At 68.4% G+C, this 26,376-nt stretch carries 26 protein-coding genes and 2 pseudogenes; 8 read left to right on the plus strand and 20 right to left on the minus strand.

The window, feature by feature from the left end; genetic code table 11:
• Positions 1 to 5: 5 nt before the first annotated feature.
• The 5 genes from K9S39_RS03175 to K9S39_RS03195 all read right to left on the minus strand — a co-directional run bounded on the left by K9S39_RS03175 (position 6) and on the right by K9S39_RS03195 (position 3,090).
• Entirely contained in the window at positions 6 to 596 is a 591-nt protein-coding gene (locus K9S39_RS03175) for a GTP-binding protein (protein ID WP_248861809.1), read from the minus strand.
• The gene (locus K9S39_RS03180; protein ID WP_248861810.1) at positions 571 to 951 is read right to left on the minus strand and encodes a DUF742 domain-containing protein; all 381 of its coding nucleotides are present in this window, start codon (positions 949 to 951) and stop codon (positions 571 to 573) included. Before K9S39_RS03180 ends, K9S39_RS03175 begins: the two co-directional genes overlap by 26 nt.
• The gene (locus tag K9S39_RS03185; RefSeq protein ID WP_248861811.1) at positions 948 to 1,355 is read right to left on the minus strand and encodes a roadblock/LC7 domain-containing protein; all 408 of its coding nucleotides are present in this window, start codon (positions 1,353 to 1,355) and stop codon (positions 948 to 950) included. The genes K9S39_RS03180 and K9S39_RS03185 overlap by 4 nt, the downstream gene beginning before the upstream one ends.
• Positions 1,352 to 2,506, minus strand: a complete 1,155-nt coding sequence (locus tag K9S39_RS03190) for an ATP-binding protein (protein ID WP_248868579.1) — start codon at positions 2,504 to 2,506, stop codon at positions 1,352 to 1,354. Before K9S39_RS03190 ends, K9S39_RS03185 begins: the two co-directional genes overlap by 4 nt.
• A gap of 410 nt (positions 2,507 to 2,916) precedes the next feature.
• Complete coding sequence (locus K9S39_RS03195; protein ID WP_248861812.1) at positions 2,917 to 3,090, minus strand: hypothetical protein; 174 nt, start codon at positions 3,088 to 3,090, stop codon at positions 2,917 to 2,919.
• A gap of 565 nt (positions 3,091 to 3,655) precedes the next feature.
• On the opposite strand from K9S39_RS03195, the gene K9S39_RS03200 reads away from it, so the two are divergent.
• Complete coding sequence (locus K9S39_RS03200; RefSeq protein ID WP_248861813.1) at positions 3,656 to 5,719, plus strand: ATP-binding protein; 2,064 nt, start codon at positions 3,656 to 3,658, stop codon at positions 5,717 to 5,719.
• A 147-nt stretch (positions 5,720 to 5,866) separates the two neighbouring features.
• On the plus strand, positions 5,867 to 6,076 hold the full coding sequence (locus K9S39_RS03205; RefSeq protein WP_248861814.1) for a hypothetical protein: 210 nt from the start codon (positions 5,867 to 5,869) through the stop codon (positions 6,074 to 6,076).
• A 27-nt stretch (positions 6,077 to 6,103) separates the two neighbouring features.
• On the opposite strand, the gene K9S39_RS03210 is transcribed toward K9S39_RS03205, so the two are convergent.
• From K9S39_RS03210 to K9S39_RS03240, 7 genes are all read right to left on the minus strand, one after another.
• Positions 6,104 to 6,757, minus strand: a complete 654-nt coding sequence (locus K9S39_RS03210; protein ID WP_248861815.1) for a DedA family protein — start codon at positions 6,755 to 6,757, stop codon at positions 6,104 to 6,106.
• A 372-nt stretch (positions 6,758 to 7,129) separates the two neighbouring features.
• Entirely contained in the window at positions 7,130 to 7,585 is a 456-nt protein-coding gene (locus K9S39_RS03215) for a DUF4442 domain-containing protein (protein ID WP_248861816.1), read from the minus strand.
• Between the two features lie 670 nt (positions 7,586 to 8,255).
• Positions 8,256 to 9,047, minus strand: coding sequence for a spermidine synthase (locus tag K9S39_RS03220; RefSeq protein WP_248868580.1), 792 nt, complete (start codon positions 9,045 to 9,047; stop codon positions 8,256 to 8,258).
• Positions 9,048 to 9,296: 249 nt separating this feature from the next.
• On the minus strand, positions 9,297 to 10,184 hold the full coding sequence (locus tag K9S39_RS03225) for a patatin-like phospholipase family protein (RefSeq protein ID WP_248861817.1): 888 nt from the start codon (positions 10,182 to 10,184) through the stop codon (positions 9,297 to 9,299).
• A gap of 364 nt (positions 10,185 to 10,548) precedes the next feature.
• Positions 10,549 to 11,721, minus strand: a complete 1,173-nt coding sequence (gene tuf, locus K9S39_RS03230; protein WP_248861818.1) for an elongation factor Tu — start codon at positions 11,719 to 11,721, stop codon at positions 10,549 to 10,551.
• A gap of 108 nt (positions 11,722 to 11,829) precedes the next feature.
• Positions 11,830 to 12,033, minus strand: a complete 204-nt coding sequence (locus K9S39_RS03235) for a hypothetical protein (RefSeq protein ID WP_248861819.1) — start codon at positions 12,031 to 12,033, stop codon at positions 11,830 to 11,832.
• Positions 12,034 to 12,299: 266 nt separating this feature from the next.
• Positions 12,300 to 13,049 carry a DNA alkylation repair protein gene (locus K9S39_RS03240; protein ID WP_248861820.1) on the minus strand — a complete coding sequence of 250 codons (750 nt, stop codon included), beginning with the start codon at positions 13,047 to 13,049 and terminating at the stop codon, positions 12,300 to 12,302.
• A gap of 50 nt (positions 13,050 to 13,099) precedes the next feature.
• Here K9S39_RS03240 and K9S39_RS03245 point away from each other — a divergent pair, with 50 nt between their 5' ends.
• Together K9S39_RS03245 and K9S39_RS03250 are read left to right on the plus strand one after the other, a co-directional pair.
• Positions 13,100 to 13,834, plus strand: coding sequence for a TVP38/TMEM64 family protein (locus K9S39_RS03245; protein WP_248861821.1), 735 nt, complete (start codon positions 13,100 to 13,102; stop codon positions 13,832 to 13,834).
• A 330-nt stretch (positions 13,835 to 14,164) separates the two neighbouring features.
• Positions 14,165 to 15,037 (plus strand): undecaprenyl-diphosphate phosphatase, encoded by an 873-nt coding sequence (locus tag K9S39_RS03250; protein ID WP_248861822.1) that lies wholly within the window; start codon positions 14,165 to 14,167, stop codon positions 15,035 to 15,037.
• Between the two features lie 230 nt (positions 15,038 to 15,267).
• Here the strand turns inward: K9S39_RS03250 and K9S39_RS03255 are convergent, their stop codons facing one another.
• The 4 genes from K9S39_RS03255 to yczR form a co-directional block, all read right to left on the minus strand.
• Complete coding sequence (locus K9S39_RS03255; protein ID WP_248861823.1) at positions 15,268 to 15,609, minus strand: hypothetical protein; 342 nt, start codon at positions 15,607 to 15,609, stop codon at positions 15,268 to 15,270.
• A 192-nt stretch (positions 15,610 to 15,801) separates the two neighbouring features.
• Positions 15,802 to 16,410 carry an NUDIX hydrolase gene (locus tag K9S39_RS03260; protein WP_248868581.1) on the minus strand — a complete coding sequence of 203 codons (609 nt, stop codon included), beginning with the start codon at positions 16,408 to 16,410 and terminating at the stop codon, positions 15,802 to 15,804.
• A gap of 62 nt (positions 16,411 to 16,472) precedes the next feature.
• Complete coding sequence (locus tag K9S39_RS03265; protein WP_248861824.1) at positions 16,473 to 16,946, minus strand: hypothetical protein; 474 nt, start codon at positions 16,944 to 16,946, stop codon at positions 16,473 to 16,475.
• Between the two features lie 49 nt (positions 16,947 to 16,995).
• On the minus strand, positions 16,996 to 18,387 hold the full coding sequence (gene yczR / locus K9S39_RS03270) for a MocR-like transcription factor YczR (protein WP_248861825.1): 1,392 nt from the start codon (positions 18,385 to 18,387) through the stop codon (positions 16,996 to 16,998).
• Positions 18,388 to 18,517: 130 nt separating this feature from the next.
• Between yczR and yczE the strand changes: the two genes are divergently transcribed.
• A complete protein-coding gene (gene yczE, locus K9S39_RS03275; RefSeq protein WP_248861826.1) occupies positions 18,518 to 19,159 on the plus strand; it encodes a membrane protein YczE in 642 nt (213 codons plus the stop codon).
• Positions 19,156 to 20,175, plus strand: a complete 1,020-nt coding sequence (locus K9S39_RS03280; RefSeq protein WP_248861827.1) for an IS481 family transposase — start codon at positions 19,156 to 19,158, stop codon at positions 20,173 to 20,175. The genes yczE and K9S39_RS03280 overlap by 4 nt, the downstream gene beginning before the upstream one ends.
• Here the strand turns inward: K9S39_RS03280 and K9S39_RS03285 are convergent.
• A complete protein-coding gene (locus tag K9S39_RS03285) occupies positions 20,164 to 20,598 on the minus strand; it encodes a hypothetical protein (RefSeq protein ID WP_248861828.1) in 435 nt (144 codons plus the stop codon). The two genes, K9S39_RS03280 and K9S39_RS03285, sit on opposite strands and share 12 nt — an antisense overlap.
• Before the next feature lie 128 nt (positions 20,599 to 20,726).
• Here K9S39_RS03285 and K9S39_RS42710 point away from each other — a divergent pair.
• Both K9S39_RS42710 and K9S39_RS03295 read left to right on the plus strand, forming a co-directional pair.
• Positions 20,727 to 20,975: pseudogene (locus K9S39_RS42710) on the plus strand (hypothetical protein); the annotation flags it as partial.
• Positions 20,959 to 21,324, plus strand: a pseudogene (locus tag K9S39_RS03295) (sugar phosphate isomerase/epimerase); the annotation flags it as partial. The pseudogenes K9S39_RS42710 and K9S39_RS03295, both read left to right, overlap by 17 nt.
• 122 nt (positions 21,325 to 21,446) lie before the next feature.
• On the opposite strand, the gene K9S39_RS03300 reads toward K9S39_RS03295, so the two are convergent.
• From K9S39_RS03300 to frc, 3 genes are all read right to left on the minus strand, one after another.
• Positions 21,447 to 22,835, minus strand: coding sequence for an OFA family MFS transporter (locus K9S39_RS03300; protein WP_248861829.1), 1,389 nt, complete (start codon positions 22,833 to 22,835; stop codon positions 21,447 to 21,449).
• 170 nt (positions 22,836 to 23,005) lie between these two features.
• Positions 23,006 to 25,138 carry an acetate--CoA ligase family protein gene (locus K9S39_RS03305; protein WP_248861830.1) on the minus strand — a complete coding sequence of 711 codons (2,133 nt, stop codon included), beginning with the start codon at positions 25,136 to 25,138 and terminating at the stop codon, positions 23,006 to 23,008.
• Between the two features lie 3 nt (positions 25,139 to 25,141).
• A complete protein-coding gene (frc, locus tag K9S39_RS03310; protein WP_248861831.1) occupies positions 25,142 to 26,371 on the minus strand; it encodes a formyl-CoA transferase in 1,230 nt (409 codons plus the stop codon).
• Between the last annotated feature and the right edge of the window lie 5 nt (positions 26,372 to 26,376).

Genomic DNA, 26,376 nt, shown 5'->3' on the forward strand with positions numbered 1-26,376 from the left:
GACTCCTAGTTGAGGCGGGACTGTAGATAACGGACGAGCACGATCAGGGAATCCGCCGACGACTGCTGGTCCCGTACATCGCAGTTGACGACGGGCGTCTCGGGGAGCAGGTCCAGCGCCTCGCGGATCTCTTCGATCTCGTGGTCCGGGCTCCCGTCGAACCGGTTCACGGCGATGGCGTAGGGGATTCCGTACTGTTCCACCAGGTCCATGACAGGAAACGAATCCGCAAGACGGGCGGGATCGACCAGTACCAGTGCGCCCAGTGCCCCGCGGGTCATGTCCTCCCACACCTGAACGAAGCGCTGCTGACCGGGCGTTCCGAACAAGTAGAGGACCAGTTTCTCGCTGAGGGTGAGACGGCCGAAGTCCATGGCGACCGTCGTCGTGGTCTTGCCGGGAACCTCTTTCAGGTCGTCAATGCCCTCGCCGGCCTGCGTCATGACCTCTTCGGTACGCAGCGGGGGAATCTCGGACATCGTTCCGATGAACGTCGTCTTGCCCACGGCGAAATGCCCGACCACAAGGATCTTGGCCGCGGTCTGCACCGAATTGCGCAGGTACACGCCGTCATCCAAAGCGAGCCTGGAGCCCATTCAGCACCTCCTCAAGGATTTGCCTGTCGACGAGCTGGGCGCTCGGTATCGGCGCACGCGTACAGAGGTGTCCTTCCTCGGTGAGATCGGACACCAGAATCTTGGCGACACCCACGGGCAGCCGTGTGTGTCCGGCGATCTCGGCGACCGAGAGAAAACCTCCCGAACACAGCTCGATAACGCGGAGCTTCTCCGGGTCGAGAGGTTTGGTCCTGGGAGGGTTCTGGTGCACTGTGACCAGCGTGATCAGCGAGAATTCACTGTCATCTGGAAGTTCACGGCCGTTGGTGATGACGTACGGCCGTACTAATTCCGCGGCTTCGTGTTCCAGCTCCGGTTCGTCCGAGGGCGTCATGGTTGGATATCGGCCCTCTCGCGAGGCGGGCTGGTCAATGCCTTGCCGAGCTGTCCGACCAGCTGCTGCATCCGGAACGATATCTCCGCCATGTCGACGTCGGGCGACGCCGAGACAGCGAGATAGGCGCCCTCGCCGGCCGAAATGAGAAAGACCCAACCATGGTCGAATTCGACCAGCGTCTGACGCCACTGCGGCCGATTGCCGCTGTCCCGGCAGAAGTCGGCGACGGTACGGCTCAACGACTGCATACCGCTCATCGCGGCGGCAACGGTATCTGCGTGGTCCCGGCCGACATCCTTGGACCGGGCCATGAGGAGCCCGTCGGCGGAAACCAGAATGGCGTGCTGCGCTTCGGGCACTTCCAGAGCACTGTCAAGCATCCACGACAGATCGTAGTTCACTGAACCTCATGCCCTTCACTGCTTGCATTGGTGGAACGACGGCCCGACTGCGTCCCCCGTTGGAATGCGCCCATGACCGAGGCGGTCTGCGCGCTGTCGCGGACCGGGTCTGTGGCGCTCCCGGCCTCGGCCGGCACGATGGAAATAGCACCGCGCCGACGGCGCTTGGGCAGTCCGCCGGCCGTGGTCGCGGAATCCAGGGGCGCCGCGGGAGCCGCGGAACCGGAATTGTTCTCCTCGGGCGGCATCGGGACGGACGCGGCCACGGCAGGACTCTCCTCGGGCTCGTGCAGGGACGTCAGAAGGCCGTCGGGGAGCAGCACGACCGCGCGCACGCCGCCGTAGGGCGAGGTGGAATCCACGGACACGCTGAATCCGTAGCGGGCGGCGAGCACACCGATGACGGTGAATCCGAACTGCGGCGGATTGCCGAGGCTGGACACGCCCCGTGCCCCCTCGCCAGACAGCAGCTCGGCGGCCTTGGCCTTCTCTTCCTCGTTCATGCCGACACCCGCGTCGTCGACGACGATGCAGACGCCCTTGGGCACCGGACGAATATTGATCTCGATGACCGTTTCCGGCGCCGAGTAGCTGGTGGCATTGTCCAGCAGCTCGGCGAGGGTGAGCGCGACCGGTTCCACGGCACGGCTCACGATGGCGAAATTACTCTGGGAACGGATCTCGACACGCGTGAAGTGGCGGATACGGCCCTTCGCGCTGCGGACCACGTCATAGAGCGAGGCCGCGGTGCGCCGCCGACCGAGCCATCCGTCGCAGAGGACGGCGATGGACTGGGCCCGCCGCGCGAACTGCGAGTTCATGTGGTCGACGTCGAGAAGGTCCTGCAGGAATTGGTGATCGCCGTACTTTTCCTGCATCTTGGAAATGATCAGCTGCTGCTCACTCGCCAGGCCCTGAAGCGTCCGCATGGCGGCCTTCAGCGTATTCTTCGTGGCCTCTTCGGCGCGGTCCTTGGCCTCCTCCACGGCCTCCGCGTAATGCTCCTCCAGGGTGGTGTAACGCTGCTTGAGCTCACCCTTTTCTCTGCGTAGCTCCGCGATCTTTCTTCTGCCCTGAATGATCGCGGCTGCGGCGACAGGGGTACCAGCGATCAAACCCCAGAGCGCTGGATCCTGGAAGTATGGCGTCATAAGACTCTCTTCGGACGACGGTGCCACCGGGTATGGAATGCCTGGGTGGCGCGTCCCCCGTCACTCGCGATTCCAGACAAGCGTGAACGCCCGCGCAGGGTCGCCCGCCAGCAGCCGTCGAAGGCCCGGCTCATGGCATGCCTCTCCCCAAGTGGCGGTTTCTCAGGCCGATACGCGGAACTTCCGTCTTGCCATAGCAGGTGTTTACCGCGCTTGGCAAGTAGGATGATCTTAGCACCATGGTGACACCTCGCGTCCATGCCAATCATGTTCTGATACAGAGCCCTGACGCGCGCTCAACAATGGTGCCGAGTGGGACCATTGGGCGGATGTCGGGGCACCCGCCGACCGGGAAGTCGTGATCGCGCCGGGCCGGGCGGACCGACGGCCCCGATCGGCCGCGCGGCGCGTCAGACCGACGGAACGGGCACCGGCCCCTGCGTCCGCTCACTGATCCAGTGCGGCGAGTCGGCCATCCGCCGGATGTAGGTATGATCACTGTGCCGACCGCCGGGTGTCTCGAAAAGAGTTGAGTGGATCGGCCCGCCCGTGTAGTCCCGGATGAAGCTCTTCACGTCGGGCACCGCGACCTCCCCGGACCCGAGCTAAGGCCAGATACACCTCCGGCCCCTTCCGCGCGGCCAGTTGCCGCGCCAGCGCACGCGGGTCCTTGGCCCGCTTCGCGGCCGGATGCCCCTTCCACAGCCGCGAATCCGGCGTCGTATCCGGCCCGTTGACGGTGGGCGCCCTCGAACTTCCGCGGGTGCTTGAGCACCGCCTTCAGCGCGGCGAAGCCACCGGAGGACGGACCCATGAACGCCCAGCCGTCCCGGCCGTCGTACGCGCAGGCACTTCATCGGGACGTTCTCCTCGGGTCCTCCGGCCCGCCCGGTGGCAGCCCGCGCCGCCACCCGGTCACGGTACGAAAGACATCACCATAAGATGATCCGCACGCCCCCGTACCGGCCCCGGCCTGCGACGATGCAAGGGCCGCGCGCGGTCGGCCACCGAACGGCCGGCCATGTCAAACGCGTCGGACCTCTTTCCCTCAATCGATAGGCCCACCCGCTGTTTACCCGGCGGTCGGTTCTGGCATCGTGGGTGCTCCATAGGGAAGCACGCGGCGCGGTGCCGCGGACGGGAAGACCGATGAGCGCGTGGGCCGATCGCGGGTCACTGCCCAACGTGGTGGGACGGGCCGTTGAGCACGAGCGGGTGTCCGAGCTGCTGGCCGGCGCCCCGCTGATCACACTCACCGGAGCCGCCGGGGTGGGCAAGAGTGTCCTGGCCCGCACCGTCCTGGACGAACACGCCGCACGGCACGGCGGCACGATCGTCCGGGTCGGCTGCTGGGATGGCCTGTCGGCGGACGGTCTGACCGCAGCCCTGGTCCGCGCGGCGGGCCTGGACACCCTCCGCCGTGACACCACGCAGGCCGTCGCCCGGCCCGCCGCCCGCCCGGGTCCGTACGACACGGTGCGCTGCGAAGCGGACGCCCCCACCGGCCAAGGCGGCCGGCCATCGGCCCCGGACGATACGGGCGATACGGCCGTCGCGGAGCTCGCCGCGCACTGTGTACGACGCCGGGCGACGCTCCTGCTGGACGACTGCGACCCGCTGCTCGACACGTGCGCGGGGCTGGTGCGGCGGCTGCTGCGGGCCGAGCCGGCGCTGCGGATCGTGGCAACCGCGCGCCGTGCTCTGGGGCTGGCCGTGGAGCGCGTCGTCGATCTCGCGCCGCTCCCGGTGACCTGGGGCGAGGGGATCGCCGGCCCGGCCGTGGAGCTGCTGGCGGCCCGGACCGGGCCCGCGGCACCGGAGTTGCTGGTGGCCATCTGCGAAGCGCTGGAGGGCTCGCCGCTGGCGATCGGGCTGGCCGCCGAGCAGTTGGACCGGATGTCGCTGCCGCAGCTCGCGGCGCAGGCGGGCGCGGACGGTCCGCTGTTCTGGTCCGGTCCCGCCCCGACCGCCCGGCACACCTCGCTCCACGCGGCGCACGCCGCGGGCTACGCTCTCTGCTCACCCGTCGACCGTCGGGTGTGGGCGCGGCTCTCGGTGCTTCCCGGGGACTTCGATCCCTGGCTCGCGGGGTGCGTATGTGCGAGCAGTGACGTTCCTGCAGCGGCCGTCGACGCCGCACTGGAACGGCTCGCGCTGGCCTCCGTCCTGGAACGCGTACGGGAGGCCGGCGGCCCTCCCGAGGACTCCGGGGTCGTACTGCCGCCGCGCTACCGGCTCCCGCGCGCCGCCCGGGACTTCGGGCGGACGCGGCTGCGCGAGGCGGGCGAGGAGTTCTCGGCGCTCCGCCGGTTCCGGCAGGCGTGCGCGGCGCTCGCCGCCGAGGCGCAGATCGCTTGGCAGGGCACTGGCCAACAGCTCGCGGTGCGCCTGGTCGAGGACGAGCAGCACCACCTCGACGCGGCGCTGACCCGGCCTCCGCAGGACGCGGACGACGCACTCAGCGCGCTGGAGATCGCGGTCTCCCTGTGGTTCCGGTGGGCGGCGTGCGGCTTCCGCCGCGAAGGACGCGCGCACCTCGACCGGCTGCTGCTGCTCTCCCGGGACGACACCCCGCTCCGGGCGCGGGCGCTGTGGCTGGCGGGCTGGCTCGCGGCGCAGGAGCACTCGCTCGCCACGGCGGAGGCACTGCTGGGCCAGGCGTGGACGGCGGCCGTGATGCATGCCGACTCCGACGGGCTGGCCCGTATCGCGCATGCCCACGGCGTGCTGGCGCTGTACCGCGACGACACCCCGGCGGCGGTTGCCTGCCTGGAGGAAGCCGCCCAGCATACCTCCAAGGACCCCTGGTTCGGCCCCGGGCCCGCCCACAGTTGGGCGCTGCTGGCCATCGCGCTCGCACCGGTCGACGCCGACCGGGCGACGGCAGCCGCCCGCCGCGCCTGGGAAGTCCGGTACTCCGACGGGGACTTCTGGCTCTACTCGACCGTCCTGTACGCCCGCGCCCTCACCGAACGGGCCCACGGACGGCCGGAGTCGGCCCTGCGCGTCTGCCGTAAGGCACTGGCGGCCAAGAAGCTCATCGGCGACCCGCTGTTCATCGCGGGGGTGCGCAACATACTGGCCGGACTGCAGCGCGAGGTCCGCGACGGCCTGTCGGCGCCGGACAGCGACGCACATATCCGGTGGTGGCGGCGCGCCGGTTCCGACGCCCGCCCGGCACCGTTCTTCTCACGGCTTCGAGCGGGCTCGTAAGACTCTCGCGCCTGCCACCACCCTCCCCTAGGCCAGGGGACCTCCTTGGCCGAGGGACCTCCTTGAGCACGAGACGCCAACCACTCAACGTAATCAGCTGACTGCGTACGGGATGCGATCGTGGCGGTTCCACCCCATGCTGGTCCCATGAACCGTGCGCCTGTGATCGTGCATCCGCCCTCCACCGGCGGCCGTCGCGTGACCCTCTACGGGCAGGACCTGGGCCGCGCGCGGCGCACCGGCGACGTGGCCGCGTTTCTGCGCCGGGCCGGTTTCCCCATGTCGACGTTCGTCTGGGACGACACGGGGGTCTTCGAGTGGCGTGAGGGCGGGCCGGAGATCTGGTCGATGCCGTAGGTAACGTCGATGTCGTAGGTGACTACGTCAGTCGACCGTCGCGCCGACCGGCGCCTCCTCCACCACCTCACGCTCGGCGGCCGCCTTCGCCGCACGGCGCTTCATGATGATGAACGAGGCGACGCCGAACAGCAGGGCGGCGACCAGCCCGAGCCAGGAGAAGCGCTTGAGCCACTGCTCGGCGACGATACCGACGCTGTAGATGAGCGCGGTGGTGCCGCCGGCCCAGACGATGCCGCCGAGGACGTTGGCGATCAGGAACTTCCAGTACGGCATCTTCAGGACACCGGAGAGCGGTCCGGCGAAGATCCGCAGCAGCGCGACGAAGCGGCCGAAGAAGACCGCCCACATGCCCCACTTGTCGAACTTCGACTCCGCCATCGCGACCTGATCCGGTCCGAAGTGCTTGGGGAACTTGCGGCCGGCCCAGTTGAGCAGCGGCTTGCCCCCCTTGCGTCCGATCAGATACCCGATGGAGTCACCGATGATCGCGCCGGCGGAGGCACAGGCGCCCAGCACGACGGGATTGATGTGGTCCTGGGTCGCGGCGAGAATCGCCGCACTGACGAGGACGATTTCACCGGGCAGCGGAATGCCCAGGCTCTCCAGCCCGATGACCACCCCCACCAGGAGGTAGACGCTCAACGCCGGTACGGTCTCCAGCCACTCCTGGATATGCAACGCCGCTTCCTCCGCATGGTGTGGGGCCCCCGTGGGCCGTTGCCCGGCGTGTGTGACACCGGTGCCGGTCACTTCCCTGGCGCGACGTACAGCGCGCCCGGGAAGCGTACTCGATCGCCAACGCCGACAGCCGTCGCGCATACGCCTCGGGCTACATCGGCCTCCGGGGGCCGGCGCGGCGCTGCCGACAACGCTTCCGGCCTGCCGTGCGGGTGCACGACGGACCGGGGGCCGGCTCACCTATCGCTGACTCACGCATCGCCGACTCACATCGCCCGCTTGCTCATCGCCGATGTGCTGATTGCCGACGTAGTCATTGGCTACGTGGTCATGGCCAGCTCACCAGCTGCCGGCGCTCTCGTCCGTCTCGGTTCAGCTATGGGGACGCAGCGTCCAGATGATGGTCATCTCGCCGGTGACCGCGCCGTCTTCACGGGTGATCGCGACATTCACGGGGAACTCGGGGCGCTCCCCGGCATCGAGATCGGCTATCACCTCGGCCGCCGGGCGGCCCAGCTCCGCGGTGGCGGTGACCGGCCCCATGGCCAGCTTCTTGTAGCCGATCTCGGCGCGAACGGCCAGTGGTACCGCGCGGCCGAGCTCGCTGCCGAAGGCCGCCATCACGATCGCGCCGCTCGCCGACTCGGCGAGGGTGAACATGGCTCCGGCGTGCGGGCCGCCGACGTGGTTGTGGTAGTCGGGCTGGTCGGGCATACGGACCACGGCGCGCTCGGCGGTGGTCTCGGTGAACTCAAGGTTCAGGGTGCGCACCATCGGCACGGATGCCGACATCATCTCGCCGATCGACGGCAGGGTCTCAGAGGACATGGACGACATGTTACCTGCCGGTAGTTTGGGCTGGGAAGAGCGAAAGGGGAGGTGAACCGGCGGAGAGTCGGCGGGCCCACCGTCCCGAGGCCGCCCGGAAACCCGGATGCCGCCGTGGCGCCGCCCCTCTCATCGTCGACGCCCATGAACGCTCCCCGGCCCATCGCAGCACCGTTCTGCCTGGCGCCGTCTTGATACGGGCCCGCCCCGTTTGGGCGGGGCGCAACTTCACCCTGCTCACCGGCACCCACGGTGATCACCGGCCTCGGCGGCTCCGGAGCGCTGATCGCCGCCGTCGGGCCGGGCTGGGTGCTGGCCATCGACTCCGCCGCCTTCGCCCGGGCGGGGTGCCGCGCGCGTTTCTCGGGAGGCGCTCGGCCCGGCCAGGCGCAAACGCGAGACGCAGAAGGGAAAGGTTAGGGAAGAGGCCGGGCGTGCGACGGAGCCGCACATCGCGAGACCCACCCGAGCCCGCGGAATACCACCGAACGTCGATGACCGACGCCACTGAGTGCCGTTCGGAGCTGCCGGGACCGCCGTTCAACGCAGCGGCCGAACCCACCGTCCCTCGGCCGAGCCGAGCCAATCACCTACGACGGGCTGATCACGCACGAGCCGAGCCGACACCTGACCGACCGAGCCGTGACCGGCCGAGCCGACACCTGACCGATTAGCCGATGCTGAAGGAATCGTCCGGCGGCACCGGGGAAGCCCCCGCCTCCGCGTCCCGTACGGGGGCGGCGTCCGCGATCAGCCGCCGTAGCGACCTGCCGTGCTCGACCCGGGCCGGGAATGCGTCACCCGCGACCCGCCGGGCCAGCGCGGCGACCGGCAGCTCCGCGCGCGAGGCGAGCAGCACGGCGTTGCCGAAGCGGCGGCCGCGCAGGACGGAGGGCTCGGCGATCAGCGCGAGATGGTCGAAGACCGTGGCGAAATTGGCGAGTTGGCCGCGCAGAAAGCCGAACGGCGCGCTGTCGGCGAGGTTCGCGGCGTAGAGGCCGTCCGGGCGCAGCACCCGGGCGGCGGCGTGCGCGTACTCGACCGAGGTGAGGTGGGCGGGGACGCGCGAGCCGCCGAAGACGTCCGCGACGATGACATCGGCGCTGGCCTCCGGCGCCGCTTCCAGCGCCGTACGGGCGTCCTGTGCGCACACCCCGATGCCGGAGCCGTCGGGCAGCGGGAGGTGTTCCATCACCAGGCAGAGCAGTGCCTGGTCGGCGTCGACGACGTCCTGCCGGGAGCGCGGGCGGGTGGCGGCCAGATAGCGCGGCAGGGTCAGCCCTCCGCCGCCCAGGTGCAGCACGTCGAGCGGCTCTCCGGAGGCCGCCGCCTCGTCGAGGACGTGGGCGAGGCGGCGTATGTACTCGAATTCCAGGTGCGTGGGCGTGTCGAGGTCGACGTAGGACTGAGGCGCGCCGTCCACCGTCAGCAGCCACGCGCGGGGGCGGTCGACGTCCGGCATCAGCTTGGCGGTGCCGTAGTCCACGGTCCGGGTGACGGGTATCGGCTCTGGCGCTTCGTCCACCGTCCCATTGTGCCGGGCGGGGCCGCCGGCTGGTGGCCGGAGGCCCCGCCCGGGAGACCCGGAGGGCCCGCCCGGGAGACGGCGGCCAGGGGGCGGGCAGCGGACCGTACGCGCCGGGGCCCGGTCGGCGACGGCCCCCGGCGACGGGCCCGGCCCGCTCTTGGATCAGGCCGTCCACACTACGGATCAGGCCGCCCAGACCTCGTGGATTTTCTCGGCGTGGGCGGTCGACTGGCGGCGGCCCGCGCGGGCGGCGTCTGCGCGCTTGGCGGGGTCCAGGACGTTGCGTCCGAAGGCCGATCTGGCCGCGCGGTCCGGGGTGATCACGCATACCCGGGTGCCCTGGCGTGCCAGTCTCGCTCCCTGGGAGTGGGGGCCGTCGATGGGTCCACCGCTGACCGCCATCGGTGCGACGACCACGACCCGGGCGTATCCGGCGGCCAGATCGGCATTGGCACTGGAGTGCACCCCGCCGTCGATCCAGCGGCTTCCGTCGAGGGTGACCGGTGGATAGACCCCCGGTACGGCGCAGCTCGCGGCCACCGCGTCGACCAGCCCGACACCACTGGCGTCGTCGAAGGCGGTCCGCTGCCCTGTCGCCGCGTCCACCGCGGTGATCATCAGCCGACGCGCGGGCCAGTCGTCGATGGTCAGGGTCCGGGCGATCACCGCGCGCTGTTCCGCCTCCGGGGCCGTACGGGCCGCCAGCGCGAGTCGGCCCATCCGCGCGCCGAACGACACGGTGTTCCGGGAGCGCAGCGCGATCGCCGCGAAGCGTGCCAGCGACCCCGGCCCCATCCGGGCGGCCGGCCGGCTCCCACCCGACCGCCCGCCGCCCGCCCGCCCCTCGCCGGGCCGGGCTTCGGGGGCGGCCAGTTGTCGTGCGTACATCCCCTCCAGGGAGAAGTGCCCCGAGGTGAGGTGGGCGCCGACGATCGATCCCGCTGAGGTTCCGATGACGACATCGGCGTCGGTCAGGTCGATGCCCGCCTCCGCGAGACCGGCGAGCATGCCGATTTCCCAGCCGATCCCGGTGAGCCCTCCGCCGCCCAGGACCAGTGCCGTACCCGCCATGCGCCCTCCCCTTCCCGCCCCGGCCATCCGGCCTCTGGACCACAGGCCGGCCGACGGGCGCACGCGCCGTCCGCCCGGGCCACGCGGCTCGTTCTGTCCATGACTGTCCCATGGGCACGTCCTGACCAATGGGCAAGCAGTGTCGCACCACCCGCCCGATGGCCGGCAGCGTACCTCCGGGGTACGCGGCTGTGCCCCGCCCCGCTGAGGCAGGGGCAGGGCACAGTCAATATCCCATCATTTACCGGTCATTTAAGACTTTAGGGTGTTTATTACCCAAAACGGAGCGCCCGTTGACGCCCAGGGCTCGCCCCGTTCACGCCCGAGGGGCGCCCCGTTGGTATCCGGGGCCTACGGCGCCGCCTCAGCCCTCGACCGTCCGTACCGTGCCCGCGCCGACGGTCCTGCCGCCCTCGCGGATGGCGAAGCCGAGGCCCGGCTCCAGGGGCACGGCCCGGCCCAGCTCGACGGCGACGGTCACCGTCTCGCCCGGGCGGGCGACGGCGCACTCGCCGAGGTCGAGGTCGCCGACCACGTCCGCGGTGCGGATGTAGAACTGCGGCCGGTAGCCGGTGGACAGTGGCGTACGGCGGCCGCCCTCCTCCGTGGACAGCACATAGACGTCCGCGGTGAACCGGCGGCGCGGTGTGACGCTGCCCGGCGCCGCGACCACATGCCCGCGGCGCACCTGCTCGCGGTGCACACCGCGCAACAGCAGCGCGACATTGTCCCCGGCCTCGGCGGACTCCATCGGTTTGCCGAACGTCTCCAGCCCGGTGACCGTGGTCTCGGTCTCCGCGCCCAGCACCGCCACCCGGTCGCCGACCCGTACCGTGCCGCGCTCGACGGCGCCGGTGACGACGGTGCCGCGCCCGGTGATGGTCAGCACGTTCTCCACCGGGAGGAGGAATGGTGCGTCGACGTAACGCTCGGGCATGGGCACGTAGGTGTCCACGGCGTCCAGCAGTGCGTCGATCGCCGCCGTCCAGCGCGGGGCGCCCTCCAGCGCGCGCAGTCCGGAGACCCGTACGACGGGCACGTGCTCCCCGTCGTAGCCGTGCGCGCCCAGCAGCTCGCGTACCTCCAGCTCCACCAGGTCGGTGAGCTCCGGGTCGCCGGCGTCGGCCTTGTTGAGGGCGACGACGATGTGCCGTACGCCGACCTGCTTGGCGAGCAGCAGATGCTCGGCGGTCTGCGGCATGATCCCGTCGAGCGCGGAGACGACGAGGATCGCGCCGTCGAGCTGCGCCGCGCCGGTGACCATGTTCTTGATGAAGTCGGCGTGGCCCGGCATGTCGACATGGGCGTAGTGCCGGGTGCCGGTCTCGTACTCGACGTGGGAGATGTTGATGGTGATACCGCGGGCGGACTCCTCCGGGGCCCGGTCGATCCGGTCGAAGGGGACGAAGGTGCCGATCCCCCGGTCGCTGAGGACCTTGGTGATGGCGGCGGTCAGCGTGGTTTTGCCGTGGTCGACGTGGCCCATGGTGCCGATGTTGAGGTGCGGCTTGGTACGTACGTATGCCGTCTTGGGCATGGCGTTCTTCCTCGCAACGATGCGGTGAGGAGGGCGACTTGGCACCCGGGGACCCCTGGGCCGATCCGACCCTCCCCCTGCGGGGTCCGCCGGACGATCCGGGGAGGGTCAGCTTCGCGCGCCGTCCGCCGCGGCGACGACCGGGACAGCGGCTGCTGCGACGGCGTCTGTCACGACGGCGGTGACGGCGGCCACCTTGGCGGCGCCTGCGGGCGCGCAGTCGGCTGCGGCGATGGCCGCGAGGAAGTCGGCGGCAGCCTTCGGCTCGTCCGCGACTGCGGACGGGAGCGGAAGGAAGGCGTGCCGGGACATACGTCATATGGTGGCGGGTGGGTGGCTGCGGCGTCGAACGATTTAAACGACTCACTCGCCGAGCGATCCGCCGGGGTCGAATCCCCTTGGGGAGCGCGGCGTTGGAGAGACGGCGTTGGAGACGAGGTCCGTTGAGGAGCAGTCCTGTGTGACGAGGATGTCTCCCCTGACAAGGCACCTACCTTTGCTGAGGCCACGTCAACTCACCGCGCGCTCGCCTCTCCCGCCTCTCTCCCTCACACGCACGTCTCCCCCGCCCTCCCGCCTCACGAATGCTTCATCGCCTCACGCACCGAGAGCGGGGAGAGCCCCTCCCGGTGTTCCTCGACGAAGCCGCGTACCGCCTCCGGAGCCGTCTTCGCGTATGCGCGCAACGCCCAGCCGATCGCCTTGCGGATGAAGAAGTCCTGGTGCCCGGCCCGCCGCAGGCAGTACGCGAAGAGCCGGTCGGTGTCCGTGCGCTCCTTGAAGCGCAGTTGGTGCAGCAGCGCGGTACGCGCCACCCATCGGTCGTCGTCCTCGATCCACCGGTCCATGTCGGTGGTCAGCCGCGCATCCGCGCTCACCAGCCCGCCGACGACATGCGCGGCGAGCGCGTCGACCGTGTCCCACCACGATGTCGTCGTGATCAGCCGCCGGGCGACCGGCAGAAAGCCGGACGAGCAGCGCTTCACATGACGGCGCAGATAGTCCACGGCGAAGTAGTGGTACTCCCGCTCTCGCAGGTCCCAGCAGCGCAGTGCGATGGCCGTGCAGTCGGTCTCGTCGGGCTTCGGGGTGCCCTTGAGGAGGGCGCGGTCCAGCGTGCGGCGTTCGGTGGCGGGGATGCCGAGGAACGGGCAGACGCCCTTGAGGTAGGCGGCGGCGCCCTCGGCCCGTACGGGGTCCCCGGCAGGCGGACAGGAGGCGGTCAGCCGGGACAGGACGGTGTCGGCGAGGGCGCTGAAGGGGGCTTGTCCCGGTGCGAGGGGTGGAGCTGGTGCCCGGGCGCTGGACGGATCCGGTGGCGAGGCCATGTGGGCAAGGTTACGGCCGCGCGGCAGCCGCGCCGGGTTACGCTCCCGGGATGCTCGAACCCGTCGCGACGCCCGACGGCCTCGCCGTCCGCTGTACGCGTGTCCTCTTCTCCCCATGGTCCCGGCTGAGCCTGCTGCTCGTGCTGCTGGCCTGCGCGGCGGCCGCGATGCTGCAGTGGCAGCCGCAGCGGCTGGTGACCGAGGGATGGCCCGCGCAGCTGTCCGGCCCGGCGGCCATGGTCGGCTTCGCGGTGGCGTACGGGGTGTGCACCACCGCATTTGTGCCGCGTCCCGTGCTGAACCTCGCCGCGGGTGCCCTCTTCGGCAGCCAGGCCGGGCTGGCCGCCGCGCTCGGCGGTACGGTGCTGGGCGCCGGTCTGGCTTTCGGTCTCGGCCGGCTGCTCGGCCAGGACGCGCTGCGCCCGTTGCTGCGTGCCCGGTGGCTGACCGCGGCGGACCGGCAGCTGAGCCGGCACGGTTTCCGCTCGATGCTGGCGATCCGGCTGTTCCCCGGGGTGCCGTTCTGCGCCTCGAACTACTGCGCCGCGGTCTCCCGGATGCGTTGGTTCCCGTTTCTGGCGGCGACGGCGCTCGGCAGCGTCCCGAATACCGCGGCGTACGTCATCGCGGGGGCGCGGGCCTCGACTCCCGGCTCGCCGGTGTTCCTCCTCGCCATGGGCTTCATCGCGCTCAGCGGTCTGGGCGGGATGATCGCGGCTTGGTGCAAGCGCAAGGCGCTGCGCGGACGGTGCGTGAGCGGGACGGTGGCGCTGGACAAGCGCTAGGCGCACGAGCTTCTCCACTTCCGCGCTTCCGCCTCCCTGGACTTCCGCCTTCCTGGACTTCCACCTCCCTGGACCTTCGCTTCCCAGGCTTTCCTCCCCGCCGTCCCCGGAAGACGTCGTCATTCCCCACCGTCCCCGACCGTCCCCGGAAGGCATTCCGTCCACACCTTCCCGGAATACGTCGTCCCTCCCGGGCCCTTTGGACGGCCCGACATCTTCGGGCGCTACGCTGCCCCAGCGGCCGATGACATCATCCGCGTCCGCCGCACCGTCCGCCTCTCCCCGCCCGCGCCGGTAAGCGCTTGATCACCCCTGGATAGCGTAGTTTCCATGACCTGGTTTGAATCGTTCGTCCTCGGACTCGTCCAAGGGTTGACCGAGTTCCTGCCCATCTCGTCCAGCGCGCACCTCCGCCTGACCGCGGCGTTCGCCGACTGGCACGACCCGGGCGCGGCGTTCACCGCGATCACGCAGATCGGCACCGAGACCGCCGTCATCATCTACTTCCGCAAGGACATCTGGCGGATCATCTCGACGTGGGCCCGCTCGCTCGTCAACCCGGAGCTGCGGCACGCGCAGGATGCCAAGCTGGGCTGGCTGGTCATCATCGGTTCGATCCCGATCGGCGTGCTGGGTCTGACGCTCAAGGACGCGATCGAGGGGCCGTTCCGTGACCTCCGGCTGATCGCCACCACCTTGATCGTGCTGGGTGTGGTGCTCGGTATCGCCGACCGGCTGGCCGCCCGCGACGAGCTCGGGGGCCGGCACCGCGCCGCCAAGCAGCGCAAGTCGCTCGACGATCTCACCGTCAAGCACGGTCTGGTGTACGGCATGTGCCAGGCCATGGCGCTGGTCCCGGGTGTCTCGCGCTCCGGCGCCACGATCAGCGGCGGTCTGCTGATGGGCTACACACGGGAGTCCGCGGCCCGATACTCCTTCCTCCTCGCCATCCCGGCGGTGCTGGCGTCCGGTGTCTACGAGCTGAAGGACGCCGGCGAGGGGCATGTCGCCTGGGGGCCCACCATCTTCGCGACGTTCATCGCCTTCGTCGTCGGCTATGCCGTGATCGCATGGTTCATGAAGTTCATCTCCACCAAGAGCTTTATGCCTTTCGTCATCTACCGCATCGTGCTGGGCATCGTCCTCTTCGTCCTGATCGCGGCCGGTGTGCTGGCCCCGGACGCGGGCGAATCCGGCGGCTGAACCAGGGCCGCACAGGTAGCGCTATCTAGCATTTCCTAGCGCCTGATTGCAGCACCCCGCCATGATCATCTCCCACTTGTCTCCCACTCATTCTCCCACCGGGGAGGCGGGATACGCCCCACTAGGACGTGTGCGTCCGCAAAGTAGGGGATGACGCGGAAGGGCCCGCACGGCAGTGCGGGCCCTTCCGTACAGAGGGTGGAGCGGGTCAGCTGGGGTTCATGTCCGGCCTAGGCCGCGACCCTCGCCACGAGGAAACGCAGCCGCTCATCCACCGTGTCCCAGGCATCGCCGGTGAGGTCGTCCAGTGCGGCGGCGGCAGTGAGGATGAGCAGGCCGAGGCGCGCCTCCACGTCCTCCCACGTGTGCGTGATCTCGACCGCCTCACCGCGCGGGCCGGTGCCCAGCGCGCCGTACACGGCGGTGGTGATGGCGCCCATGTCGCCGCTGATCGCGAGGACCTGGAGGAGCCGGATGTCCCCGGCCGCCGTGATCTCCTCCTCCACGCGGCCCTGGAGCTGCTGCTCCACCACGGTCGCGCCATCCCCGCTCACGGTGTCCAGGGCGACCATGGCCGTCACGATGACTGGTCGGGTAGCGGGGACGCATTGCTGCGCCCCCGCTACCCGACCAATGACGTCCGCGAGTTCCTTCGCCACGTCCCCCCAGGTGTTATCTGGGGTTGTATTCGAATACCTGCTGGTCAGAGCGCTCTATGGATGCCAGTTACGTGAGGCACGTCTTCTCCTGGTGGCCGGAGGTCATTACCGCGTGCTCCTACGTAGGGCCAGCAAGCTCATTAGCTTGCGAGTGAATCGGTGCATGTGCGGGTCGAGGGTGTCCTCTGGTGTGGCGAGGACCTGGTCCAAGGAGAGCCACTTGATCGCGCCGAACTCGGCTTCGTCGAAGGAAGTGACCTGGTCTGCCTCTCCCCGCAGGACGTACCACAAGGACACGTCAGTGTGCCGCCCCTGGCCGCGAGTCCGTGTGACGGTGAGGAAGATCGGGCGCTCCCCGGTGATCGAGGCGGGTACGGCTTCGATGCGCAGCTCTTCGCGGCATTCACGACGGACCGTGTGCCACGGATCCTCTGTCGGCTCGACGTGGCCGCCGCTGGGAAGCCACAAGCCGGCCTTGCGGTGGGCAACGAGCAGGAGCTCCTCGCGCGTCTCATCGAGCACGACGAAGTAGCTGACCAGGTGCTTCGCGGGGGTGGCGGGCTTCAGCGTCCTGTAGAGAGGCGCTCCGCTGGTGATCCACTCTGCTGTTGCAGCGAGGTGCGTCTGCTCCTGATCGTCCCAGGGCTCGATGCCGCTGAGCAGCTGCATCAGCTGGGCGCGGAGTAGTTGGTCGGGGGCATTTGAGGAATCCATGGTGACCACGGGCACATGATGGCAGGGGAGCCACAACCGCTCGCGGGTCAAGTCAGCCAGCGCTAGCGGACGGGGCCCTGCTCGTCGATGAAGAAGTCAGGCGTTCCACAGAACAGGTCAGTGGTCACCGGTCCGTAGGCGATATTGAAGGTGTCCAGCCAGTAGGACCAGTCTCGGATCCCCAGTGCGCTGCTGAAGCGGTAGTTCAGCTGCCAACGGACCCACTGTCCGGGAACAAGTCGCACGGCGGGCAGGCGTCGTCGCCGCGGCGGCAGGGCAAACAAAGGCTGCACTCGCGGGAAGACCCGCAGGCGTCCTTCGGCTTCACGGAGTTGGACATCGATCTTGCTCAGGTCCTCAAGAGTGTCATGAGGCTGAAAACCGTCCTCCTCACTCATGCGCACCACGTGCGCCAGCGACCTCGACGCATGTGGAAGAGGGAACCCGATCGGGGCGGCATTCCTGCGCGCGGCACTCTCACCTCCCCGAGACTCCTTGGTCCACGATGTCCGTACCCACTGCACGGTGATCTCCACGCCGTCTCATTCTCCGCTTAGCTGTTGCGCGTCATGACGTTGTTGACGCTCATGCGATGGGTGCGGGGGTATGAGTTCCGGTAGCGCCTTGTGCGAGTGCCTGTTGTGCCTGCGCGAGTCTGCGGATTGCCTGGATCAGTTGACTCGAAGGGAGCGTGTACGGCAGTCGGATGTTGCGTTCGAACGCACCTCCGATCCCGAATCGTGGTCCGGCCGCGATGGTCACTCCGTGGTCAGGCGCCATGGCTGCCAGCCGTGAGCTGACGGGTCCGGGGAAGGTTGCCCATAGCGTCACACCGCCGGCTGGTTGCAGGGCATGCACGTCCGGTAGGTGCTCGGTGAGTGCTTGCCGCAGGGCGTCACGTTGCGACCTGAGTTGCTGGAGTGTGTCCGGTCGCTGGGCCTGGTGCTCGTTCAGGAGGACGGCTGTGGCGAGCTGTTCGACGACGGGTGTGCCGAGGTCTGTGGTGGGACGGGCCTTTTCGACGCGTTCCAGGAGAGAGGGAAGCGCGCGAATCCAGCCTATGCGTAGGCCGCCCCAGACGCTCTTGGACACAGAGCCGATGCTGATGGCTGCTGGCATGTGCAGCGCGAGGGGTTCGGGGCTCGGAATGTCCAGAGCCAGATCGGCCATGGTCTCGTCGACGACCGTGGGACACGCGAGCCTGAGCTGTTGGCGCACGCTCGTGGGCATGCACATCCCGGTCGGGTTGTGAAAGTCAGGTATTAGGTAGGCCAGGTCCGCGGCTTGCCCGGCTGCTTGGAGTTGCTCGGTGTCCCAGCCGGAAGACGCCACGGCGACGGGCAGAAGTCGGGCGCGCGCTTGAGTGAATGTCGTGATCGCGTGTGGGTAGGTCGGATGGTCGATGAGGACTTTGCCGCGTGGCGACAGGAGTATTCGTGTCAGAAGTGCGAGCGCGTGCTGTGCGCCGTTGGTGATCAGGATGTGATCGGGCCGGGTGGGCAGTCCTCGCCGCTGATACCAGTGGGCGACTGCTTCGCGCAGCTCCGCGGTGCCGTATCGGTCGTAGCCGTGCCGCTCGAAGTGTCGTGGCAGCTGTTCGAGAGCGGTCGCGAACGCAGCGTGGAGGATTTCTACGGGCGCAGCCGGCGCGGCAAAGGACAGGTCGATGGTCTCTGCGTCCGTGCCGACCGGGTGCTCGGACGTGGTGTCATCAGGCAGCCGTACCGTCGCCCTGGTGCGCGCCTGTGTGGCGAGGTATCCGTGCTCGACCAGCGTGCGAAATGAGGTACCGACGGTGGTTCTGCTCGTGCCGAGCGCGACAGCCAGGTCACGCTCGCTCGGCAGGGCCGCGCCAAGGGAGAGGCGTCCATCCAGGATGAGCAGACGCAGCCTGTCGGAGAGACGTTGATGCGCTGGCCCCGGCCCCTCCTGCCAGGTCCCCAACATCCGCGCTACCGCGTGCGTGCTGATTTTCACCAGACCAGCATAGCCAATCTGGCTATGGAATCCAGGTCCAGATCACCCAGAGACTCGCCATATGGCACCTCCCGCTTCCACGGCACACACCTCAGTCCCGGCTCGTCACGACCCACCCGTACTACCGCGCATGAACGCATTTGCCCAGGTCCGGGCGGCCCGAAAGGCACGTCGGATCCCCCAGCTCCTGCTCGGCTTGATGGGCTACGGGTCCGCCGTCATGCTGCTCGTCCAGTCCGGGCTTGGCGCGGCCAGCTGGAACGTGCTCACAGAAGGCACCGCCAAGTCTCTTGATATCTCGTTCGGTTGGGCGACAAACCTGATCTCGCTGCTTGTGCTTATTGCATGGATCCCCCTGCGAGAACTGCCCGGGCTTGGCACGCTCCTCAACGTCGCGATCGTCGGCTTCGCCGCAGATGCCACCGCGACTGTGCTCCCCAACCCACAGGGGCCACTCGCCGAGATCGGATATCTCGCCCTCGGCCTTGTCGCTCTGGCATTCTTTGACGCGCTCTACCTCGGCGCGCAGTTCGGGTCGGGACCACGCGACGGCATCATGACCGGACTCGTTCGGCTCACCCACCTACCCGTCGCCCTTGTACGCACCGGCATCGAAGTCGCTGTTGCCTGCGCCGGCTGGCTTCTGGGTGGAACCGTCGGAGTCGGCACTGTGCTGATCGCACTGTGCATGGGGCCCCTCGTAGGCTGCTTCCTGCCGCTGGTAGCGGTTCGCCTTCCTGCCGTTTCTGCACCCACACGGCACACCCGATGACCGTGAAGAGACCGTCGCTTCACCGCAACGCCCCGCTGTCTGTTGAAGGCCGACGCCGCCTCGTCGAACGCTGTAAGTCGCGCCCGATCGCCCACGTGGCCGCGGAGATGGGGATCTCAAGAGCGTGCGCGTCGAAGTGGGTAAACCGATTCCGCCGCTATGGTGAACTTGGCCTGCACGACCGGTCCTCCGCGCCTCGCCACCAACCGACAGCCACGCCGGGCGAGGTAGTGGAACAAATCGAGCGGCTACGCCGGGAACACAAGTGGTCCGCAGCGCGCATCACCTTCGAACTCTCAGCCCAGGGCATCCAGATCAGTCGCCGGACCATCACGCGACATCTGGAACAGCTCGGACTGAGCCGCCGTCGGTTCATCGATCCGGACGGGGAATCCAACCGCACAGCGCGGCAGATCACCGCCCACCGCCCGGGTCACATGGTGCACATCGACGTCAAGAAGGCCGGCCGCATCCCCTATGGCGGAGGCTGGCGAGTCCACGGCCGCGGAAGCACGCAGGCCAAATCTGCAGAACGGCAGAAACGCCGAACCGGCCGTCGCGGCTACATCTACCTGCACTCCGCCATCGACGGCTTTTCGCGCCTGGCCTACACCGAGGCACTGCCAAACGAGAAGGCCACCACCGCCATTGCGTTCATGCACCGCGCTCGCGTCTGGTTCGCAGCGCATGGCATCACCACCATCGAGCGGATCGTCACCGACAACGGAGCCTGCTACCGAGCCGATGCCTTCGCTCGCGCGCTGCTTGGAGCACGGCACCAACGCATCACCCCATACACACCTCGCCACAACGGCAAAGTGGAGCGATACCACCGCATCCTCGCCGAGGAATTCCTCTACGCCCGGAGCTGGCAGTCCGAGCAACAACGCTCAGACGCGCTCCGCGTCTGGAACATCCACTACAACTACCACCGCCCACACGGGGCAGCTGGAAACCAGCCACCGGCAGTCCGCCTGCCCCTGACCGTCACCAACGTCCTGTCCTCATACACTTAGCTCGTCGAGGATCTCGCCGTAGTAGCGGCGCCGCTGGCTCAGTGTCTGGGCGACCTCCTCGTCTGTGACCTGGGAGATCTTCCCGAGGTGCTCCAAGAGGTTGTCCCGCTGGGGATGGTCAGAGCCTTTGACGTACTCCGTGGTGATGGACACTCCGGCGGCGAGCAGCAGGTGGTGAGGAAGGCCGCACCAGGTGTCGAAGCTCCGGCAGACGGCTTCCCACAGGAGCCAGACGTCCCCGACGTGGCGTTCTTCGGCGATCAACAGGGCGGCGAGTTCGATGCTGTGGCTGAATCCCCAGGAGTGCCCATGCCACCGTGTCTCCTGAAGCAACAAGAACCGGGCGAAGTTCCCGTCGTCCTGACAAGGATCCCGGACCAGGGCTTCGAGGACCTGCTGCCTGTCCTCCCAGCGGGCGTCCATGGGCAGCCCATCCTCAGAAGCCGTTGCCTTTCCGGACTTGAGGACTGCGTTTTCGCTGGTCGGGCATAGGGTCGGCGATCCCGTGGGAGTGGTGGGCTGTCGTGTCGTCGCTCCGGTGGAGGTTGTGGATGCCGTCAGTCGTGGGGCTGCTGGAACAGCGCGAGCTCGCCGCTCGCCGTCGGGTGGACGAGCTGCGGGAGGAGGCTGACCGGGTCCAGGCCGAGCTGGCCCTGGCCGAGCAGGACTGGAAGGAATGGGCCATCGCCCGCTCGCGGGTGGGTGAGGTGCTGGCCCCTGCGGACGAGACCAAGCATGGCCACGACCAGGCCGGCCGGACAGCACCGACCACCGGCGGACAGGCCGAGCAGACGCCACCTGGAGATGGACATCTACTGGGCGTACGCAGGACAGTTCCGCTTCTCCAAGCGAGTCGACGGCACCCCCGCCCCCTTCGACCCGCTCGACTACGTACTCAAGCAGCCGCACCGCTACCCGCTGTTCCACGTCAAGGACGGCGAACACGACGAGAGTGCCCGGGACGGCTACCGGATGGTCGACGTCGGCGACGGCGACATCGACTACAAGAACTTCATCTCGAAGGTCACGCGCCGGACCGAGACCGGCCGCCGGTACCACCATTGGCAGGCCGAGCGCGACAACCCGGAGGAGTCGTTCACCTTCGCCCGTAAGTCGAGCGAGCACCTCCACTCGCTGCGCGACCGATGACCCCCCTACGGGAGCGTCGAGTTCGGCGGCCGTCGCCACATAGGTAGGGAGCGATAGCGAAGGGACCGTCCGGGTCAGTCCCGGACGGTCCCTTCGTATGTGTCGCGCTCGCGGTCAGCTCGTCACACGGCATCCCGGCTGATGGGCTGCGGGTTGGGCTTGATGCCCTTGGACCTGGGCCTGCCGGGCTGGGTGAGAAACAGCGCCACGAACCCGGCGAGCAGCGAAGTGGAACCGGCCAGGGTGAACGCCCCGGTGTGGCCCCAGTTGCTCACGACCAGAGCGCCGAGCCCGGACCCGAAGAGCCCCGAGACCAGCTTGGAGCTGTAGACCAGACCGTAGTTGGAGGCGTTGTTGTTCTCACCGAAGTAGTCCGACGTCATGGCCGCGAACATCGGGAAGATGGCGCCTCCGCCGAATCCGGAAATGCTGGAGAACAGCAGGAACAGCGGCAGGCTCGCCATGCCCGCGGACCACAGAATGCCGTACTGGGAAAGGCCCAGGACGATACAGACGAAGATCAGGCACTGCTTGCGTCCATAGCGATCCGACAGCCAGCCGATGACGCCTCGTCCCGTGCCGTTGACGATGGCCTTGAGGGACATGGCGGTGGCCACGATGCCGCCCGCGAAGCCGGCCTCCTGGCCGATCTCCACCTGGAAGGCGATACCGAAGATATTCACGCCCGAGGTGCACAGCAGACAGAACCACATCAGCGCGACCCGACCTGTCTGCCAGGCTTCCTTGGGGGTGTACTGCTTCACGGCGGGAGGGTTCTTCAACAGGGCGCGCCGAGCCCGCGGGTCGTCCGGCGGACGCAGCGGGTCCACATCGGCCGGCCACCAGTTCTTCGGCGGATCCCTGAAGAAGAACCCGGCGACGGCCACCATCGCCGCGAGGAAGACGCCGACGGCGACAAGGACCCACCGGAAGTTCGTCAGATCCATGTAACCGGTGAAGATGAACACGAACGGCACGGAGCCATAGGCGAAGCCGCCGTTGACGAAGCCGGTCTTACCGCCCTTCCGCTCCGGATACCACTTGCCGACCATGTTCACGCAGGTCGCGTACACCATGCCGGCGCCCATACCGCTGAACATGCCGAAGCCCAGATAGGCGACGATCACATGCGGCGCGTACGCCAATGAGAGATAGCCCAGCAGTGTGCCGAGCGCGCCGTACATCATCGCCCAGCGGGCCGGAAGCCTTCCGCTTTCGCGCAGCTTGCCCGCAGGGAAGGCGACCGCCGCCTGGAAGAAGACCCACACCCCGAGCATCCAGAAGATGTGCAGACTGCTCCAGTGATGCGCGGTGTGCAGGGTTTCCTCGGCGGAGGCGAATGCGTACTCGGCCGAGCTGATGCCCATCATGCCCACCCACGGCAGGATGACCATCCACTTGCGCTTGCGGCCCATGATGTCGACGTCGGTCTCGCCGACCCGATACATACGACCGTTGCTGTCCGTCAGTTCCCGATAGGGAACGGATGTTGGTATATCGGTGGTTGCCACGTTTCCTTAGCACCCCTTGCGTCGTAAGACCTGGCCAGCGCCCCCTGTCCAATTCCTTTCGTGTGCGCTCGGGTCCCTGGGGGCGGCCGGCGCGCACCGCCGGCCGCCCCCTTCGCCTCACCCCCTCATCGACCACCGCCGAGCGGTCCGTCGCGACAGGCCCGGTGCGTTCACAGCAGCTTCGCCGCCCGTGCCCAGCGGTACTTGGCGCAGAGGACCGCGACGGGCCGCTCGGTCGTGTACGGGTACGCCACGACGCCTCGCTCGAAGAGATAGGAGCACGCCTCTTCGACCTCGACGTCGCCCGCGAGCGAGGCCACCACCGGCTTCTCGATGCCCCGCTCCCGGAATTCGGCCACTACGCGCGCGGTGAGCTCGGCGAACACCATTGGTGGGGTGACGATGGTGTGCCAGTAGCCAAGGACCAGGGAGTGGATCCGCGGGTCCTCCAGGCCGAGCCGGATCGTCGCCTCGTACGTCGACGGCGGCTCCCCACCCGTGATGTCCACCGGGTTCCCCGCCGCCCCAAAGGGAGGGATGAACTTCCGGAAGGCGGCGTCCAGATCCCCCGGAATCTCCATCAGGGAGAGGCCGTTGTCGGTCACCGCGTCCGAGAGGAGCACACCGGAACCACCGGCACCGGTGATGATGACGACGTTGTCGCCCTTCGGGGTGGGCAGTACCGGCAGGGCACGCGCGTACTCCAGCATCTCGTGGAGCCCGGGCGCCCGGATCACACCGGCCTGCCGGAGGATGTCGTCGTACACGGCGTCGTCGCCCGCGAGGGCCCCCGTATGCGACCCGGCGGCCTTGGCGCCCGCCGCGGTGCGTCCCGCCTTCAGCACCACCACGGGCTTCTTCGGCACGGTCTCCCGGGCCGCGGCCACAAAGGCCCTGCCGTCCTTGAGATCCTCCAGGTGCATGGCGATGCACTGGGTGTTGGGGTCCTCATCGAACCAGGTCAGCAGATCGTCCTCGTCCAGGTCCGACTTGTTGCCGAGCCCGACGATCGCGGAGACGCCCGTCTTCGTGGCGCGTGCGAAGCCGAGGATCGCCATGCCGATGCCGCCCGACTGGGATGTGAGCGCCACCCCGCCCTTGACGTCGTACGGCGTGCAGAAGGTGGCGCAGAGATCCTGCCAGGTCGAGTAGTAGCCGTAGATGTTCGGGCCAAGGATGCGTACGCCGTACCGCTCACCAATGGCCACGATCTCGGCCTGCAGCTGGTGTTCGCCGGTCTCCGCGAACCCGGAGGGGATGAGCACCGCGTTGGGAATCCCCTTGCGTCCCACCTCCTCGAGTGCCGAGGCCACGAACTTGGCGGGGATCGCGAAGACCGCCACATCCACCTCACCGGGAACGTCCGTGGCACTCTTGTACGCCTTGCGGCCGAGAATGTCATCGGCCTTGGGGTTCACGGGATGGATCTCTCCCGAGAAGCCGCCGACGATGAGGTTGCGCATAACCGAATTGCCGATCTTGCCCTGCTCGTTGGAGGCCCCGATCACGGCGACCGAGCGCGGCTGCATCAGCCGGCGCATGGACCGGAGGATCTCAGTGCGGCTGTAGGTGCGCCGCTCCTGCGCCGGTTCCGAGGAGAGAATCACGCGGATGTCCGCCGCAAGCGCGCCCTCCGGTGTGGCGATCACCGGGTTGAGGTCCACCTCGGCGATCTCCGGGAAGTCGGTGACCAGTTCGGAGATCCGGCGGATCTGCTCGGCGAGCGCCCGCCGGTCCACCGCGGGAGCCCCGCGCACACCGCGCAGGATCTCGGCCGCCCGGATCGAGTCGAGCATCGAGAGCGCCTCGTCCGCGTCGACCGGCGCGAGCCGGAAGGTCACGTCCTTGAGTACTTCCACGAGTACGCCGCCGAGGCCGAAGGCCACCACCTTCCCGAAGGTCGGATCGGTGACCGCACCGACGATGACCTCCTGGCCGGAGGGCAGGAGCTGCTGCACCTGCACCCCCTCGATCCGGGCCCCGGGGGCGTAGGCGCGCGCGTTGTCGATGATGGAGTGGAAAGCGGCCCGCACATCCGTGGCGCCCTGCACCCCGACCACGACTCCACCGGCATCGGTCTTGTGCAGGATGTCCGGGGAGACGATCTTGAGGACGACGGGCCCGTCGAAGCGGGCCGCGTGCGCGACCGCCTGGTCGACATCGCCGGCCAGTTCCTCACCGGGCACGGCGATGCCGTACGCGTCCGCGATCACTTTGCCCTCGGGCGCGGTGAGCGCGGTGCGGCCATCGGCCCGTACGGCATCGAGCAGCGTCCGCACCGTCCGCGAGCGGTCCTCTGCCATCACTCAGATCACTCCGTTCGACTTGAGCAGGCGCAGCTCCTCGTCACCGAGGCCGAGCTCGCCGACATACACCTCTTCGTTGTGCTCACCGAGCAGCGGCGAGCTGGACACGTCCACGGGGGAGTCGGAGAGCTTGAGCGGGCTGCCGACCGTGGTGAACTCGCCGCGCTCCGGGTGGGGCACCTTCACGACCATCTCGTTGGCGGCGAGCGAGGCGTCCTCGACGATCTCCTTCGTCGACAGGATCGGGCCGCATGGGATGTTGCGGGAGTTGAGCTGTTCCAGGACTTCCCACTTCGGGAGCGTCGACGACCACTCCTCGATCAGCTGGAACATCTTGCCGAGCTTGGGCAGCCGGGACTCGGGGGTCGCCCACTCGGGGTCCTCGGCCAGTTCGGGCCGGCCGATCAGCTCCGAAAGGGGCTTCCAGCCGACCGGTTGGACGATGACGTACACATAGTCGTTCGGGCCGCCCGGTGCGCACTTCACCGCCCAGCCGGGCTGACCGCCGCCGGACGCGTTTCCCGAACGGGGAACTTCATCGCCGAAGTCCTCGTTGGGATATTCAGCGAGCGGGCCATGGGCCAGGCGCTGCTGATCGCGCAGCTTCACCCGACAGAGGTTGAGCACAGCATGCTGCATGGCCACATTGACCCGCTGACCACGCCCGGTGTTCTCCCGCTGGAACAGCGCCGCGAGAATCCCCGCCACGGCGTGGATGCCCGTGCCCGAGTCCCCGATCTGCGCCCCGGTGGCCAGCGGTGGCCCGTCCTCGAAGCCCGTGGTCGACATCGACCCGCCCATGGCCTGCGCCACGACCTCGTAGGCCTTGAAGTTGGTGTACGGACCTTCCCCAAAACCCTTGATGGAGGCATAGACGATACGCGGATTGATCTCCTGGATGCGTTCCCAGGTGAACCCCATCCGGTCCACGGCTCCCGGGCCGAAGTTCTCGACCATGACGTCCGAGCGCCGGATCAGCTCGGTGAGGATCTCCTTGCCGCGTTCGGTCTTGGTGTTGAGGGTGATGCTCCGCTTGTTGCAGTTGAGCATCGTGAAGTAGAGCGAGTCGACGTCCGGCAGATCGCGCAGCTGCTTGCGGGTGATGTCACCGGTCGGTGCCTCGAGCTTGACGACATCCGCGCCGAGCCAGGCGAGCAGCTGGGTCGCGGAGGGCCCTGACTGGACGTGCGTCATATCGAGGACGCGAATGCCTTCGAGAGCCTTGGTCATGGCAG

The organism is Streptomyces halobius (genome assembly GCF_023277745.1).
GTDB classification, from domain to species: Bacteria; Actinomycetota; Actinomycetes; order Streptomycetales; family Streptomycetaceae; genus Streptomyces; species Streptomyces halobius.

Coding starts and splice junctions, on each gene's coding strand:
- K9S39_RS03175 (WP_248861809.1), bottom strand. CDS start 596: ATGGGCTCCAGGCTCGCTTTGGATGACGGCGTGTACCTGCGCAATTCG.
- K9S39_RS03220 (WP_248868580.1), bottom strand. CDS start 9,047: ATGCCGGACGTCGACCGCCCCCGCGCGTGGCTGCTGACGGTGGACGGC.
- K9S39_RS03205 (WP_248861814.1), top strand. CDS start 5,867: ATGAACCGTGCGCCTGTGATCGTGCATCCGCCCTCCACCGGCGGCCGT.
- K9S39_RS03215 (WP_248861816.1), bottom strand. CDS start 7,585: ATGTCCTCTGAGACCCTGCCGTCGATCGGCGAGATGATGTCGGCATCC.
- K9S39_RS03255 (WP_248861823.1), bottom strand. CDS start 15,609: ATGGTCGCCCTGGACACCGTGAGCGGGGATGGCGCGACCGTGGTGGAG.
- K9S39_RS03250 (WP_248861822.1), top strand. CDS start 14,165: ATGACCTGGTTTGAATCGTTCGTCCTCGGACTCGTCCAAGGGTTGACC.
- K9S39_RS03245 (WP_248861821.1), top strand. CDS start 13,100: ATGCTCGAACCCGTCGCGACGCCCGACGGCCTCGCCGTCCGCTGTACG.
- K9S39_RS03240 (WP_248861820.1), bottom strand. CDS start 13,049: ATGGCCTCGCCACCGGATCCGTCCAGCGCCCGGGCACCAGCTCCACCC.
- K9S39_RS03200 (WP_248861813.1), top strand. CDS start 3,656: ATGAGCGCGTGGGCCGATCGCGGGTCACTGCCCAACGTGGTGGGACGG.
- tuf (WP_248861818.1), bottom strand. CDS start 11,721: ATGCCCAAGACGGCATACGTACGTACCAAGCCGCACCTCAACATCGGC.
- yczE (WP_248861826.1), top strand. CDS start 18,518: ATGAACGCATTTGCCCAGGTCCGGGCGGCCCGAAAGGCACGTCGGATC.
- K9S39_RS03225 (WP_248861817.1), bottom strand. CDS start 10,184: ATGGCGGGTACGGCACTGGTCCTGGGCGGCGGAGGGCTCACCGGGATC.
- K9S39_RS03180 (WP_248861810.1), bottom strand. CDS start 951: ATGACGCCCTCGGACGAACCGGAGCTGGAACACGAAGCCGCGGAATTA.
- frc (WP_248861831.1), bottom strand. CDS start 26,371: ATGACCAAGGCTCTCGAAGGCATTCGCGTCCTCGATATGACGCACGTC.
- K9S39_RS03260 (WP_248868581.1), bottom strand. CDS start 16,410: ATGGATTCCTCAAATGCCCCCGACCAACTACTCCGCGCCCAGCTGATG.
- K9S39_RS03190 (WP_248868579.1), bottom strand. CDS start 2,506: ATGACGCCATACTTCCAGGATCCAGCGCTCTGGGGTTTGATCGCTGGT.
- K9S39_RS03285 (WP_248861828.1), bottom strand. CDS start 20,598: ATGGACGCCCGCTGGGAGGACAGGCAGCAGGTCCTCGAAGCCCTGGTC.
- K9S39_RS03280 (WP_248861827.1), top strand. CDS start 19,156: ATGACCGTGAAGAGACCGTCGCTTCACCGCAACGCCCCGCTGTCTGTT.
- K9S39_RS03305 (WP_248861830.1), bottom strand. CDS start 25,138: ATGGCAGAGGACCGCTCGCGGACGGTGCGGACGCTGCTCGATGCCGTA.
- K9S39_RS03235 (WP_248861819.1), bottom strand. CDS start 12,033: ATGTCCCGGCACGCCTTCCTTCCGCTCCCGTCCGCAGTCGCGGACGAG.